The organism is Niallia taxi, assembly GCF_032818155.1.
Lineage (GTDB): Bacteria > Bacillota > Bacilli > Bacillales > Cytobacillaceae > Niallia > Niallia taxi_A.
On sequence record NZ_CP102589.1, the window covers coordinates 226,033 to 239,050 of the forward strand.

At 37.4% G+C, this 13,018-nt stretch carries 18 protein-coding genes; 4 read left to right on the plus strand and 14 right to left on the minus strand.

Annotated features, from left to right (window positions below; all coding sequences use genetic code 11):
• Nucleotides 1-21 precede the first annotated feature (21 nt).
• The 8 genes from NQZ71_RS01085 to NQZ71_RS01120 all read right to left on the minus strand — a co-directional run bounded on the left by NQZ71_RS01085 (nt 22) and on the right by NQZ71_RS01120 (nt 4,217).
• Nucleotides 22-597 (minus strand): TetR/AcrR family transcriptional regulator, encoded by a 576-nt coding sequence (locus tag NQZ71_RS01085; RefSeq protein WP_317011199.1) that lies wholly within the window; start codon nt 595-597, stop codon nt 22-24.
• Between the two features lie 143 nt (nt 598-740).
• On the minus strand, nt 741-1,541 hold the full coding sequence (locus NQZ71_RS01090; RefSeq protein ID WP_317011201.1) for a DUF4097 family beta strand repeat-containing protein: 801 nt from the start codon (nt 1,539-1,541) through the stop codon (nt 741-743).
• Entirely contained in the window at nt 1,538-2,092 is a 555-nt protein-coding gene (locus NQZ71_RS01095) for an HAAS signaling domain-containing protein (protein WP_144457451.1), read from the minus strand. The genes NQZ71_RS01090 and NQZ71_RS01095 overlap by 4 nt, the downstream gene beginning before the upstream one ends.
• Nucleotides 2,085-2,408 carry a PadR family transcriptional regulator gene (locus NQZ71_RS01100; RefSeq protein WP_144457453.1) on the minus strand — a complete coding sequence of 108 codons (324 nt, stop codon included), beginning with the start codon at nt 2,406-2,408 and terminating at the stop codon, nt 2,085-2,087. The genes NQZ71_RS01095 and NQZ71_RS01100 overlap by 8 nt, the downstream gene beginning before the upstream one ends.
• A gap of 160 nt (nt 2,409-2,568) precedes the next feature.
• Complete coding sequence (locus tag NQZ71_RS01105; RefSeq protein WP_144457455.1) at nt 2,569-2,811, minus strand: helix-turn-helix domain-containing protein; 243 nt, start codon at nt 2,809-2,811, stop codon at nt 2,569-2,571.
• Nucleotides 2,811-2,972, minus strand: coding sequence for a YvrJ family protein (locus NQZ71_RS01110; RefSeq protein ID WP_127740697.1), 162 nt, complete (start codon nt 2,970-2,972; stop codon nt 2,811-2,813). Before NQZ71_RS01110 ends, NQZ71_RS01105 begins: the two co-directional genes overlap by 1 nt.
• Before the next feature lie 3 nt (nt 2,973-2,975).
• The gene (locus NQZ71_RS01115) at nt 2,976-3,581 is read right to left on the minus strand and encodes a sigma factor-like helix-turn-helix DNA-binding protein (RefSeq protein ID WP_144457456.1); all 606 of its coding nucleotides are present in this window, start codon (nt 3,579-3,581) and stop codon (nt 2,976-2,978) included.
• A gap of 189 nt (nt 3,582-3,770) precedes the next feature.
• Nucleotides 3,771-4,217: a hypothetical protein gene (locus NQZ71_RS01120; protein WP_144457458.1), complete on the minus strand. Its 447-nt coding sequence runs from the start codon at nt 4,215-4,217 to the stop codon at nt 3,771-3,773.
• A gap of 96 nt (nt 4,218-4,313) precedes the next feature.
• On the opposite strand from NQZ71_RS01120, the gene NQZ71_RS01125 reads away from it, so the two are divergent.
• The gene (locus NQZ71_RS01125) at nt 4,314-5,207 is read left to right on the plus strand and encodes a dihydrodipicolinate synthase family protein (RefSeq protein WP_144457460.1); all 894 of its coding nucleotides are present in this window, start codon (nt 4,314-4,316) and stop codon (nt 5,205-5,207) included.
• A gap of 108 nt (nt 5,208-5,315) precedes the next feature.
• Complete coding sequence (locus NQZ71_RS01130) at nt 5,316-6,008, plus strand: metal-dependent hydrolase (protein ID WP_144457462.1); 693 nt, start codon at nt 5,316-5,318, stop codon at nt 6,006-6,008.
• A 48-nt stretch (nt 6,009-6,056) separates the two neighbouring features.
• On the opposite strand, the gene trhO is transcribed toward NQZ71_RS01130, so the two are convergent.
• Together trhO and NQZ71_RS01140 are read right to left on the minus strand one after the other, a co-directional pair.
• Entirely contained in the window at nt 6,057-7,037 is a 981-nt protein-coding gene (gene trhO, locus NQZ71_RS01135; protein WP_317011204.1) for an oxygen-dependent tRNA uridine(34) hydroxylase TrhO, read from the minus strand.
• A 201-nt stretch (nt 7,038-7,238) separates the two neighbouring features.
• Nucleotides 7,239-8,177, minus strand: a complete 939-nt coding sequence (locus tag NQZ71_RS01140; protein ID WP_260054755.1) for a DMT family transporter — start codon at nt 8,175-8,177, stop codon at nt 7,239-7,241.
• Nucleotides 8,178-8,376: 199 nt separating this feature from the next.
• Here NQZ71_RS01140 and NQZ71_RS01145 point away from each other — a divergent pair, with 199 nt between their 5' ends.
• Nucleotides 8,377-8,850: an Lrp/AsnC family transcriptional regulator gene (locus tag NQZ71_RS01145; RefSeq protein ID WP_144457468.1), complete on the plus strand. Its 474-nt coding sequence runs from the start codon at nt 8,377-8,379 to the stop codon at nt 8,848-8,850.
• A gap of 79 nt (nt 8,851-8,929) precedes the next feature.
• Here the strand turns inward: NQZ71_RS01145 and NQZ71_RS01150 are convergent, their stop codons facing one another.
• From NQZ71_RS01150 to NQZ71_RS01160, 3 genes are all read right to left on the minus strand, one after another.
• Entirely contained in the window at nt 8,930-9,094 is a 165-nt protein-coding gene (locus tag NQZ71_RS01150; protein WP_260054753.1) for a hypothetical protein, read from the minus strand.
• 85 nt (nt 9,095-9,179) lie between these two features.
• Nucleotides 9,180-10,523: a PTS sugar transporter subunit IIC gene (locus tag NQZ71_RS01155; RefSeq protein ID WP_144457470.1), complete on the minus strand. Its 1,344-nt coding sequence runs from the start codon at nt 10,521-10,523 to the stop codon at nt 9,180-9,182.
• A 127-nt stretch (nt 10,524-10,650) separates the two neighbouring features.
• Nucleotides 10,651-10,950, minus strand: a complete 300-nt coding sequence (locus NQZ71_RS01160; protein WP_127740681.1) for a PTS sugar transporter subunit IIB — start codon at nt 10,948-10,950, stop codon at nt 10,651-10,653.
• 220 nt (nt 10,951-11,170) lie between these two features.
• Between NQZ71_RS01160 and NQZ71_RS01165 the strand changes: the two genes are divergently transcribed.
• Entirely contained in the window at nt 11,171-11,908 is a 738-nt protein-coding gene (locus NQZ71_RS01165) for a MurR/RpiR family transcriptional regulator (protein WP_144457472.1), read from the plus strand.
• Nucleotides 11,909-11,977: 69 nt separating this feature from the next.
• Here NQZ71_RS01165 and NQZ71_RS01170 read toward each other — a convergent pair whose 3' ends face one another.
• Nucleotides 11,978-12,997 carry a DUF3231 family protein gene (locus NQZ71_RS01170; protein ID WP_144457474.1) on the minus strand — a complete coding sequence of 340 codons (1,020 nt, stop codon included), beginning with the start codon at nt 12,995-12,997 and terminating at the stop codon, nt 11,978-11,980.
• Nucleotides 12,998-13,018 lie beyond the last annotated feature (21 nt).

Sequence of the window (13,018 nt, forward strand, 5' to 3'; positions counted from 1 at the left end):
ATTATTTAATCCCCTTCTTTCTTACTTTTCTTGAGACAGCAGCTTTGAAAGCTTTTCGGAAACAATTCTCAATGGTTTGCCTGACTGTTTTGTCAAACACAACACAATTGCTCCCTCTATCATAGAATTAATAACAATGCTTAAATCTGCAGCTTCTTCAGCAGGAAATCCGCTTTCTTTAAGCTTCTCCGTATAAACAGCTTGCCACTTTTCAAATGACACTACACACGCCTTTCTTATCGGCTCACAAGTCGATGCTGTTTCCGATGCGATGAGTCCGATCGGCATGCCCTGTACACTTTCCTTTTTATCAAAATCAGCGGCAATCTCATTTAGATGTAGCTGAAAAGCTACTATTGGATCACTTGTAGAAAACAGCATTTCCTTTGTCTTCTGAAGCAGTAGACTTTCTGTATATTTTATTGCCTCTATTGCTAATTCCTCTTTACCATTAGGGAAATAGTAATAAAGTGATCCTTTCGGCGTTTTGCTCTCTGCAATTATTTGATTCAAGCCAGTACCATAATAGCCCTGTGTCTGGAATAATCGAGAGGCTGTCTCCAGAATCAGCTCACGAGTGTTTCCCTTTTCACCCAAATTAATATCCTCCCTAAAAAAATTATAACGATTGGTCTATATAAAGGTAATCGTGTAAACGTTTACTTGTCAACAGCTTTATTTCATAAAAATTCCCTAAATAAAAAGGCTCCTTTTTCATATAGAAAAGGAGCCCTTTTTTACTAATTTACCTCGATATCACCATTGTTTGTTTTTAGGCTTACTTTCTTTCCGCCATTTCCGAAGATAAGGTTTGAATTGGAATTGTCGAACATTTCAATATCACCGTTTTCCGTTTCTGCCGTTATGCTCGTATTCTCAGGCTCCTTTTCAGTTGTTATCGAAATTTCGCCATTATTTGTTTCTAAGCGAATATCCTCATCCAATGTCTCTGTGTTCAGTTCTATACTTCCGTTCATTGTTTTTCCTTCTATCTCGCCTGAAACATTGTCCAGCTGGATTCGTCCATTGGCAGACCTAGCCTTAACTTTGTCTGCATTAAGATTAGCGAGGTCCAATCGGCCATTGTCAGTATGAACATCAACCTGTTTAGCAGACAGCTCCTGAATGGCAATTTTGCCGTTGCTAATTTCCGCCAATACTTTAGTATATTGTTTATCTGACAAGTATAGCTTCAAGTTAAGCTCACTGCCTTCAAAGAAATTCACTGAAAAAAGCTGACTTCCTTTTTCCTTAGCTGTCACCTTTAATGTGTTTCCATTAACATCAGCAGAAAAGTCCAGCTCTCTTTTCCCTCTTTTCGTTCCTGTTAACTCAGCATATGAAGAAGAATCTTCAGATGGATAAATTTCAATCGTAGCATTATCCGCAGAAACCTCCACATTTTCGAAATTTTCGCTTTCCATTGTCTTGTTTTCATTTATAGCATATTTTGCTGTGCTTTGCTTATAGGTAGCAACACTGCCAAGAAGTCCGATAACAAGCAAAATTGCTCCAGCCCAAAGTAGCTTTCGTTTGTTCATCGCTTAACGCCTCCTTTAACTAATGCTGCATTGTATGAAATATACCGGATAAATCCTCTTGTGAACCATTTTGTAATCCATTGCATTGCAATAAGAAGAAGCAGACCAACACCGCAATATCCTATTGCCATAAACCATTCAAAGGAGTCAAAATACCTGCCAAAAAGATTATTTAGAAGAACAAGAATCGGAGAAGCTATTCCAGCAAAACTAATAATCCATCCTGCAAATATAATCCCAACTAGCCCAATGAATGGGCCTAAAACGAAGACTAGATTAAAGAAGCTTAGCCCAATCACTGCCCATACTGCCCGCACGACATTTCCAGCTGTTTGAGCTCCTTTTGCATTTTCTATATGATAATTAGCGAGTATTTCTTTCGCAAGAATTTTTGGCGACCCTAATGATGCTGCAATTTCGTTCTCTGTTTTCCCTTCATCCATACCAAATTGAAAATGCTCTTCATAATCATTCAGTACCTCTTGTCTTTCTTGTGCACTTAAATCCTTCAATAATACAGACAGTTCTTTTATAAATTGTTCCTTACTCATCACTAGCACCTTCTTTAATTAAAGTATCAACACCGTCTCTGAATTGCTCCCATTCCAGCAGCAATGTTTGGAGGTATTCCCTTCCTTTTTCTGTTAGTGTGTAATATTTTCTTGGAGGGCCTTCTGTGGATTCCTGTAAATAGGTTGTAAAGTACTCTTCTTTTGTTAGTCTTCTTAACAGTGGATAAACAGAGCCTTCCGATATCTCTATCTGATCGGAAATTTTTTGCACAAGCTCGTATCCGTATCTGTCTTTTTTATCGAGCAGGACAAGAACACAAAGCTCAAGGACTCCTTTTTTAAATTGGACGTTCAAACACAAATCACCTTTCTTTCAGTACTGCACAATAAACAGTACTATTCTTTAGTTAATAATATAACACCAGCTATTATTCATTGCAAGGTACTAAATTATATTTTCTTTATTTTTTTTAAAAAAACTCCTCCATCACCACTTGGACGGAGAAGCTATTATTTTATGATGAATTTCTCTTGCTAAGCTTGTCTTTAAATTCCCAGAAGCCTGGGACATTATCTAAGTCATATAGCTGAATACATTTCATTAATAATATCTTCAGCTCCTGTGATAAATCATCCTTTTCATTTGCTGAAGTCTGAGCGATAGCTTTACTGACTTTAGGACCAAACAGTTCAATTACTTCCTCTAAAGCTTCAGGATTATTTTTTGACTCTTTTACTAATGAATACAAGGTAGCCATTATGCATTTTCCTTTCTGTCGTCTTTTGTTTTTTCTGCCAAGTCTTTTTTCAGCATGTCGAGCTTTTTATCTATTCTTAATAAAAGGTATAACGAAACACTGACAGGAAATGCATAATTACTTATAATCGACATCCATTGTGTCAAATCTCCGATACTCATCGGCTACATCCCTCCTTTTTTTCTCGCCATATAGCTGTAAATCTTTTTTAAAGCATTCTGATGTGACTTCGATACATTTTGCTGTGTTTTCTGGATGACTGCTCCTATTTCTGTATCATTTAGCTTTTTAATGTATGCATAATACAGAACAGTTTTTTGAGCATTTGAGAGTGATTGTATGGCAGCATATAAAAGTGGATCAGCAATATATTCTGTTATGCTTTCTCGTATTCCCTCGCTTTCTGCATATGTTTCGAAATTAGATGTTGGGTCTTCCATATACTCCTTATATGACTTGCCTCCATCCTCGGCATCTGAATCAAGCAGCAAAGGAAATCTTTTCTCGCGGAGGTTTATTTTCTTATAAAAATTCAATGCACTGAAATGGATAGAGGAGGAAATATAGGATGTGAAGCGGATTGTGAAATAATACTTCTTAAACGCTTCATCTACTTTGTCCTTGTTTTCCTTTGAAGGATGGCAAACTGCATCTGTAAACAGCTTAAAGTTCCTTTTTTCTTGCAAAAAACCTTGTACAATCACATTTTCCATAAAGTCTTTATTTTCTTCCATAAACCTCGCTACTTCATCAACAGATTCTTCATACATTAATTAAGCACCCCTTAACAAAGGAACATGTGTTCTGTTTTTAGTGTAAAAAAAGGGGCTAACTTTCATTAGCCAGTCTCATTATAGCATATCCTTCCAGGTTCGTATTTAATCAATCTTTCTTTCCTCCCTCTATTTAATAAAGAAAGATTTTCTAGAAAAATAACAACCTGTTTTAAAAGAAATTTATTAAATAACTGGCTTAATCCTCAGCTCAATATTAAACCGCACCTTTCCCTCTGCATGTTCCAATATATTTACGACCCAGTTTCGCGCAATATTTTTCGTTAAGTTCTCATAGTCTTCATGTGATAATATCAAGCCAGCAAGTATTTCACCTCTGTCTTTATAGTCTTTTCCTTCCTGTAAACCAAATTTGAATAATAGAAATCTTTTTAATGTACCCTTCGTTAAGAAGCTGATTTCATATTCTCCTTTTAACAGCTGCTCTAGCTTATTTCGATTGTTTTGATAGAATGTGAACAGCGCTTCCCAATCAGGCAATCCCCTGCCAAACTCTCTGAAAAAGGCAATATTTCCTTTTGCCAATGCCATAAGAATTTCCTCATCGTTAACGTTATTGCTTTTTACTTGTTCAATCATCAGAGCATAATTTAATGCGACCTTTTCTCCCAACTTTTAATCCCCCTCTTTTTTTCAGAAAAATAGTGATTTTCTGAATCCCCCCAGCTACAATAATTATAAAATATTATAGAAGGAGTGGAAATGATAATGTCTAATCCATTTATCCCATTTAGCATTGCAATGATTACCCCTTTCACGGAGGACGGCAATCTTAGCTTAGAAGGCATTCCTTCTTTAGTGGAACATTATCGAAAAAACAAAGTTCCTGCCCTTTTAATTAGCGGCTCTACAGGTGAACAGCACTCCATGACAATACGTGAGCGAGTATCCTTATTTCATGAAGTGAAAAAAGCAGCTTCTGATGATTTTCTATTATATGGAGGTGTTGCTGCCGTTCTAACAAAGGATGCAATAGAGCTTGCAGCTGCTGCAGAAAGTGCCGGACTTAATGGTATTATGCTCGGTTTTCCACCTTATTTAAGAATCAGTCAACAAGAAGCTTTTCATTATGTAGCAAAAATTTGTTCTCATACATCTCTGCCAATCATGCTATATAATAATCCTCCAAGAACGGGATTTAACCTAGAAACAGAGACATTGCTTTCTTTAGCAAGTCAATTTCCGCAAATCATGGCGTTGAAGGAAGCTGGTGATACGGCAGAAATCCTTCATGTTAAACAGCAATTAAGCAATAAATTCCTTGTTTTATCTGGATCCGACCTTACTATTTTTGAAAACAAAGATTACGGCTATGATGGCATTACAAGCATTATTGGCAATATTATTCCTAACGAGATGCAAGCCATATCAAAAGCTATCAGTTTCGGAGAATCAGATAAAGCGAAGGCTATCTTTGACAAGATTAAGACTTTATTGGAAACAATGCTAGAGTTAGGTATATTAAGATCCATAAAACACTTGCTTAACGAGCAAGGTATTCATGCAGGTTATTGTCGTGAGCCTATTTCTACTCTGTCTGTAGATGAAAAAGCTAAATTGGCATCTTCCTATAATACATTCCTCTCCGAAATTAAGAGCTGACTTCAAAACGATAGTTCAAGCATATTGCTTGGCAAAAGCGGCTAAACTATTCTAATCTAAATAGTGAAAATTAGCGTCATTATTAGAAAGCTAAAAAGAGGAGATGGTATGATGAAAATTACATATCACGGACAGTCAACAATTGTAATAGAAGCAAACGGAAAGTCACTTATTATTGACCCTTTCATTAGCGGCAATCCTGCAGCTAAAGTTAGTGTGGAGGATATAAGTGTGGATGCTGTGCTGTTGACACATGCTCATGGAGATCATATTTTGGACGCAGCACCAATCTCTAAAGCAAATAACGCACCAATTGTAGCAATCCCTGAATTGGCCGCATACATGTCCTGGAAGGGCGCAGAGACAATTGGAATGAATATTGGCGGTACATTGGATCTCCAATTTGCAAAAGCGAAAATGACTCATGCCTTCCACAGCTCAGGAATAATTGACGAAGAAAACAAAAACATTCTTTATGGCGGAATGCCTGCTGGATTTGTCATTGAGGCAGAAGGAAAAACAATTCTTCACGCAGGCGATACAGGCCTTTTCGGTGATATGAAGATTATCGGAGATAGACATGATATTGATGTAGCATTCCTTCCAATTGGTGACCACTATACAATGGGACCAGAAGATGCTGTTTTGGCTGCAGAATGGTACAAAGCGAAATTGATTATCCCTATCCACTACAATACTTTCCCTGCTATCGAACAAGATGGAGACGCATTTGTCAAAGCGTTGGAAGAACGCGGCATTAAAGGCAAGGTTCTTCAGCTTGGAGAGAGCATCGAACTGTAACATCCATAAAAAAGCTGTTTTCCTTAATAGGAAAACAGCTTTTTTTTATTATGCTAAGTTGCTTGAATGGTTAGCTTCCCATTCCGCAATTTCTTTCACTCTAGCTTCAACCTGCTCTGGTGTTAGCTCATTTGCTTTCACATATAGGTTTCTTGGATGTGTACGGCACTCATGGCTGCAGCTCTTCATAAATTTCTCTTCACTTTCTGGTGAAGCAAGGATTTTACGGTTACATTCTGGGTTTGCACAGTTCACGTAACGCTCACATGGTTCTCCTGTAAAGTAATCTTTACCAACAACTACATGCTCCACTCTGTTAACTGGGACGCTAATCCGTTGGTCGAATACATAGCATTGCCCATCCCAAAGCTTACCTTGTGCCTCTGGATCTTTACCGTATGTTACGATACCACCGTCAAGCTGTGATACATCATCGAATCCTTCACGCTTAAGCCATCCTGAAAATTTCTCACAACGAACTCCACCTGTACAGTAAGTCAGAATTTTCTTTCCTTCAAGCATTTCACGGTTGTCTTCAATCCATTGTGGCAGCTCACGGAATGTTTCAATGTCAGGCTTGATTGCCCCTCTGAAATGACCTAGGTCAAATTCATAATCATTGCGAGCGTCAATAATAACTGCATTAGGATCTTGCATTTGTTCAAACCACTCAGTTGGTTTCAAGTGCTTACCAGTCAATTCTAATGGATTAACATCATCTTCAAGACTTAAGTTAACCAATTCTTTCTTATGACGTACATGCATTTTTTTGAAGGCATGTCCTTCTTCTTCGTCTATTTTAAAAACAGTATCTGCCAAACGTGGGTCTTGTCTAAATGCTTCCATATATTTATCTGTCTGTTCAACTGTTCCAGAAACCGTTCCATTAATTCCTTCAGAAGATACAAGAATACGTCCTAACAAACCAAGCTCCTTACAAAACGCTAAATGTTCGCTAGTGAATTCTTCTGGATTCTCAATAGTTACATATTTATAGTAAAGAAGTACTCTATATGGTTTTTCACTCATAATTTCAACATCCTGTTCTATCAATTTTTTTTACATTTATATTTAACTATACAACAAAAGCGGAAACAGTAAAAACTCATTGCTCACTTGCTATATTCTATAATAAATTTTTATACAAACAAAAGGAGACTCCAATATATGAAATCCCCCCTTGCTTATGTGTACATATATTATAGTAAATTTCGACTAAAATAGGAAGAACTACTTTTTTCCATGCACGAATATTGTCGAATTCCCCTCTTCTAAATGGACCGAACTATCCTTTAATTGATGATCAGAAATTTTTTTCAGCTTTGTGAATAAGTAACAGCCGGCTATAACAACAATGCTGCCTATGGCCTGCATCCAACTCATTTTTTCATTAAGAAATATAAATGCCAGAATCGCAGTAAATATCGGATTGAAGTTAAGGAATAAACCTGCTTCGGTAGCACCGAGCTTTTGAACTCCAATATTCCAAAGCACCATACATATGACAGTTGAAACAACACCAGTATAGATGATTGATGTTATAAAGGAAGCATTCATATTCGTAATGGAGAAATCAACAGCATTAAACGGTAACAGCAGAATAACACCAATTGCCCCAGAAGCAAATGTTGCCATTAGCGGAGATGTTTTTCTCATTGCCCATCTGCTGCACACAGAATAAATGCCCCATATGCAAACAGCTGCAATCATGTATAGATCTCCTTTATTAAAGCGCAGTTCCAACAACAATCCTAGCCTTCCTTCTGTTAATACGAGCAGAACTCCAAAAAGGGATAACAGCATGGAAGCGACCTGCCAGCGATTAATTTTTTCCTTTAAAAAAAGGAAGGAAAACAAAGCAATTGAAATGGTATTTAATGTGGAGATTAAGCCAACATTGCTGGCTGATGTGTACTCAAGTGCACGAAATTGCAGGAGATTAAAAGCAGCCACTCCTGTTAATCCCATTAAGATTAAAGGTAGTAATGCTTCCTTTGGAGGGATAAGTCGTTTCTCTTGTCTCCAAATGATTGGCATTAAACATATAACAGCAAGCACCCATCTCAAGCTTGTCAGCGTGCCTGGGGATGCATGACCAACAAGTGATTTACCTAAAACAAAATTCCCCCCAAATAAAAAACTCGTAATCAGCAGAAAAACATACGGCATACTAACAGCTCCTTCGCACAAGCAACATGCGTTATTCTTGTTAATATCGTATCACCGCGTCTTCTATAACGGTATAAAATTTTGTATAATACAGTAAATACAAAATTTTATTAAGTATTATATAGGTTAACGTAATTATCTTCATTTTCAGCTACTTTCTGAAGGAGAATACTGAATAAAAGAAAGGTGGATAAATTCGATGGAAACCATTGTTAATAAAGTAATTGATGGAATTGACTTAAATCTATTGGACTTGTTGCAAAAAAACGCACAGCTCTCTAATGCAGAACTGGCTAAGCTTGTTAACTTGTCTCCACCTGCCACACATGCTCGCATTAAACGCTTGGAAAAAGAAGGGTTCATTGACAAGCAGGTTGCCATTCTTAACCATAACAAGCTGGGCTTTGATTTATTATGCTATATCTCTATCTCCACTAATATTCACCAGGAAGAGGCAATCGCAGAGCTTGAAGATGTCTTAAGCAAGATGGAGGAAATTTTGGAATGTCACTGTTTGACAGGCGAATATGATTACCTTTTAAAGGTTGCCAATAAAGACACAAGAGGATTAGAAAGCTTTATTAAAAAACTGAACAAGCTTGGTATTTCAAAAATCAATACTAGCCTTGCACTTAGGGAAATCAAGTCCTCCACTGTATTGCCCATTAAGTAATTTTTTTGGTACACCATGAGCCTTTAGTTTTTTAGCATAGCAAAGAGACCTCTTTATTATAGAGGCCTCTTTGCTTTTATTAAAAGGGATCACCAACAGCTTTTGCCGTAAAATGAAGTGCACAACCAAATTTAGATTGTTTAAAAACATTTTCAAGATGTTTTAACGCTTCCTGTGTAGAAAGCAATGTCTTCACTATGACTAGTACTTTTATTCTGCTGGTTTGCTCCACAGTTGTTGACACATAATTGTCCTCATATTCCGCAAAAAACTCTTTTACAAATCTGATTTGACCACAATAAAACTCAAAAGTATATTCGTTCATTTTATTATGCTGATTTCTCCGAATCACCAGAGCCAATATTGTTGTCAGCAGCAGCTTTGTTTGCTGCCATTACAAACGGAATATAAATGAGTGTCGAAACAGCCAAGCAGACAAATCCAACGACTAGTGCGAGCCAGTTTCCGCCAGTTCCTAGGAATGCAATCAGCGGCCCAGGTGTTGTCCACGGCACTGAATAAGCGATAGGCGGAATCAGTCCTGTAACAATAGCAGCATAGCCGATAATAATGTTTATAGCAGGAACCAATATAAACGGCAGGATTAAGATTGGGTTAAGCACGACAGGTAAACCGAAAATAACTGGTTCATTGATATTGAATAAACCTGGAGCTATGGAAAGCTTGCCAATATCTCGGTAATCCTTCCGTTTTGCGACAATAAATATCGCAATTAATAGACCTAAGGTCATACCCGAACCACCATAGTTAGCGAAGGCATCATTGATTGCCCATGTCACAGGATATGGAGCGCCCCATGCAGAACCATGCTCTGCCACATAGTTTAAATTCTCAAGACCTGCTTCAGCAAACATAGCCTCACGGATAGCAGCAATTGTATTAGGACCATGAATACCGAAAACCCATAAAAGGTTTGAAACAATTGCCAAAATGACAAGTGAAAAGATATTAGTGCCCAAATGCTTTAACGGTGTTTGAATGACAGCATAAATAAATTCATGCAAGCCTTTTGGATAAAAAGTATTAATAATAGCGTTTCCAATTGCGAACGCCACCGTAATAATAATGATCGGAATCAGCACCTTAAATGACCGTGCAACAGCAGGCGGGACAGATGCTGGCATATTTATCTGCAATTTCTTCGACTTGGAAAGCACACTGAAAAATTCCCCAACAAGCAAACCAACAATTATTGCTACGAAAAGCCCTTGTGCTCCCACCCATTGCGTTGTCAAGAAGCTTGTGCCTTCTACCGCAGTGTATGGCGGATAAATAATAAAGAAGGTGGACAATGCCGTTAAACCGCTCAGCAGTTCATCTGATTTAAGTGAGATGGCCATATTTCTTGCTACGAGAAAGACGATGAACATGGACAAAATGTTCGTTGATCCGTTTAGTACCGGAGAAAAAACGGATTGCAGGTCAGCTAAGCCTGGAAATAGCTTATGAAGAAATAATATTTTAGCGATAAATCCGTCTGGCGCCAAAACAGCAAAATTGAGCAAAACGATAAGTGAACCAGCAAGGGTAATCGGAAAAGATAAAATAAATGCATCCCGAATTGCTACAATATGCCGCTGTGAGTTCAATTTAGACGCAACAGGCACCAAAGCCTTCTCAGCAAACTTTTCAAAATTGGCCATAAAGCCCATATGTTACTCCCCCTATTAAATTATAATTCTGCACCCTTTAGATGTAGAATCTGTTTGACAGGCAGATGGATGTTTTTTCATGATGTACAGGAGGTCTTGCCTGACTTATTTTTCTATATTTTTATTCCTACAGCAGTTCAAGTGCTCTGTCTAAAACAGCTTTGCCATTCATCGTTCCATATGCTCTCATATCAATTACCTCTACCGGTACTCTGCCAGCAATAATGGACTCAACCTGTGGCTTTTGGTAACGAACCTGAGGCCCTAATAAAACAACATCGACTTGATCAGCAACACTTTGGCATTCTGATACTGGCAATGCAAAGATTTCAATGCTTATTCCTTTCTCCTCTGCCGCATCCTTCATCTTGTTAACTAACAAACTTGTAGACATTCCTGCTGCACAAACTAATAAAAGCTTTTTCATTATGAACCCCTCCTAATTTTTCTCCTATATATTCTTTGTTAACTCCTCCTTGTATTGTATTGTATACGCTTTCATTAATTTATCAATAACATTTCGTAACTTAGATTTTTGTTTCATTTTAAGGAAATTGTTTCAATTATGGCACATGTTGTTTTATAGTTATAATGTGGTTTGAAATAAATGCTAAAAAGAACAAATCCTAGCTTAGGAGGAGATCAACCTGTTTACAAGAGAGATGGTCCAAACATTTAATGAATTGGAAATGATTCTTTACAACTTCATCACGAAAAACAGCGATAAGGTCATTTATATGCGGATAAGAGAGCTGTCAGATCAAACCCATGTATCCACCTCAAGTATTTTACGTTTTTGCCGAAAGCTTAACTGTGATGGTTTTTCAGAATTTAAAGTGAAGCTCAAGCTGTTTTTGGACAGAAATGAGCAAGAGAATTTAAAATCTACAAAGTACTATCTATCTGAGTTTCTTGAACGGACGATGAAGGGAAATTTCGAATCACATATTCAAAAAATGGCAGAGCTTGTGCTGCGGACAGACAAAATCATTTTTGTAGGTACAGGGAGCTCAGGAATACTCGCTGAGTATGGCGCAAGGTATTTTTCTAGTCTTGGCAAATTTTCCTCTTATATTAAAGACCCTTTTTATCCGATAAACAGTAAAGAATTAAAAAACAGCACTTCCATCATTCTCTCTGTTTCTGGTGAGACAGATTTCACCCTTAATTTAGCTAACCAACTTAAAATGGAAGGCTCCAACATTGTAAGTATCACGAACAACAAAAACTGCCAGCTTGCAAAAATTTCAGACATAAACATTGCCTATTATGTGACAGAAGTGTTTTTGGGAGATTCTAATATCACCTCCCAAATGCCAGTAATGTACATATTAGAAGAAAGCGCTCACATAATTCAACAGCATTTAAAAAACCCTGCTACATAAATAAAGACAAAGCCATCACTTTTTGTGCAGGCTTTGTCTTTATTTTACTTTAATAGAAAGCATTCATGTTTACTCCGATTGCTTCTCTTTAATAAGTTTTTCCCTATCCGCTGTTGCTGGAGGCTGCTCAAGCCAGCTGTTTTTGATCATAATATTTGCCCCAGTCTTTGCATATTGAGCTATTTCGAAGGAAAGACGTTCATAATTGACGGCAATATCACTCCTTTGGCTCGCACCAGCAGCTGTTGCATAATTGCCGATTCCTGATGCGCTCAATAGGGCCATATGAAACATCATTAATTTATCTGAGAATGTTCTGATTGTTGATTGCGTTATTCCAATATCAGATGACATCGGACTCTGAATATTTCCATCAATTAAAGTGTCCGCAAAAATTTTTACATGTTTTTTCGAAATATCCTTACCCCTAACCATGTATTCCTGGACATCTATATTGTCAGAAGTTTGTCCAAAGGCAAGACTGATTTTATAGCCAATATTATTCGTTTGGATATTCATGAATAAATGAGATATCTCGATTGCATTTAATGGACGCTTTTTATGGAAGAAATTTAAACCGCTTAAGTAGCTGTTACTGTCAATATAATCTATATTTGAAGGCGGCAAAATGTAAGGTGACCGGACTAACAAGCCTTTCTTCCTTAACACATCATTGCTGTGTTGATAGAGCTTAACAGTTAATTGCAGGGATAAAATAAAGTGCTCAATGATATCTTCTCTATAGCTCATAGCAGTGAAACCACTATAGGCAAGCATCCCTGCTTTTGCCATATGATTTATATAAATTAAAGAGAAGGTATCTGTAAATAAAGCAGGGGCATCAAGATGAACATCTTTATCTGTAAAACCATATGGCTGTGCAAAATTCTCTTCATGAAAGATATGCTGAAGCTTATCCACTTCCTTGATGGAGATTGAATTCGCACTTTCCACAACCTCGGCTATCTCTTTATCTGTAATATACTGTTTCATATGGCTTAGCACACATTTACTCATCGTGTTATTCATATAAGAGGTCCATAACGAAGCTATCTCAGTCGAGGTAAGCTCTATCTTCTGTTCTGGCATGATTTTCCTCCCGCGCAAAGT

Bases quoted from the DNA above. Each gene is read 5' to 3' on its own strand.
- NQZ71_RS01090 (WP_317011201.1), bottom strand. From the start codon at position 1,541: ATGAACAAACGAAAGCTACTTTGGGCTGGAGCAATTTTGCTTGTTATC.
- NQZ71_RS01140 (WP_260054755.1), bottom strand. From the start codon at position 8,177: ATGCCGTATGTTTTTCTGCTGATTACGAGTTTTTTATTTGGGGGGAAT.
- NQZ71_RS01125 (WP_144457460.1), top strand. From the start codon at position 4,314: ATGTCTAATCCATTTATCCCATTTAGCATTGCAATGATTACCCCTTTC.
- NQZ71_RS01170 (WP_144457474.1), bottom strand. From the start codon at position 12,997: ATGCCAGAACAGAAGATAGAGCTTACCTCGACTGAGATAGCTTCGTTA.
- NQZ71_RS01095 (WP_144457451.1), bottom strand. From the start codon at position 2,092: ATGAGTAAGGAACAATTTATAAAAGAACTGTCTGTATTATTGAAGGAT.
- NQZ71_RS01115 (WP_144457456.1), bottom strand. From the start codon at position 3,581: ATGTATGAAGAATCTGTTGATGAAGTAGCGAGGTTTATGGAAGAAAAT.
- NQZ71_RS01160 (WP_127740681.1), bottom strand. From the start codon at position 10,950: ATGAAAAAGCTTTTATTAGTTTGTGCAGCAGGAATGTCTACAAGTTTG.
- NQZ71_RS01105 (WP_144457455.1), bottom strand. From the start codon at position 2,811: ATGGCTACCTTGTATTCATTAGTAAAAGAGTCAAAAAATAATCCTGAA.
- trhO (WP_317011204.1), bottom strand. From the start codon at position 7,037: ATGAGTGAAAAACCATATAGAGTACTTCTTTACTATAAATATGTAACT.
- NQZ71_RS01110 (WP_127740697.1), bottom strand. From the start codon at position 2,972: ATGAGTATCGGAGATTTGACACAATGGATGTCGATTATAAGTAATTAT.
- NQZ71_RS01130 (WP_144457462.1), top strand. From the start codon at position 5,316: ATGATGAAAATTACATATCACGGACAGTCAACAATTGTAATAGAAGCA.
- NQZ71_RS01145 (WP_144457468.1), top strand. From the start codon at position 8,377: ATGGAAACCATTGTTAATAAAGTAATTGATGGAATTGACTTAAATCTA.
- NQZ71_RS01155 (WP_144457470.1), bottom strand. From the start codon at position 10,523: ATGGGCTTTATGGCCAATTTTGAAAAGTTTGCTGAGAAGGCTTTGGTG.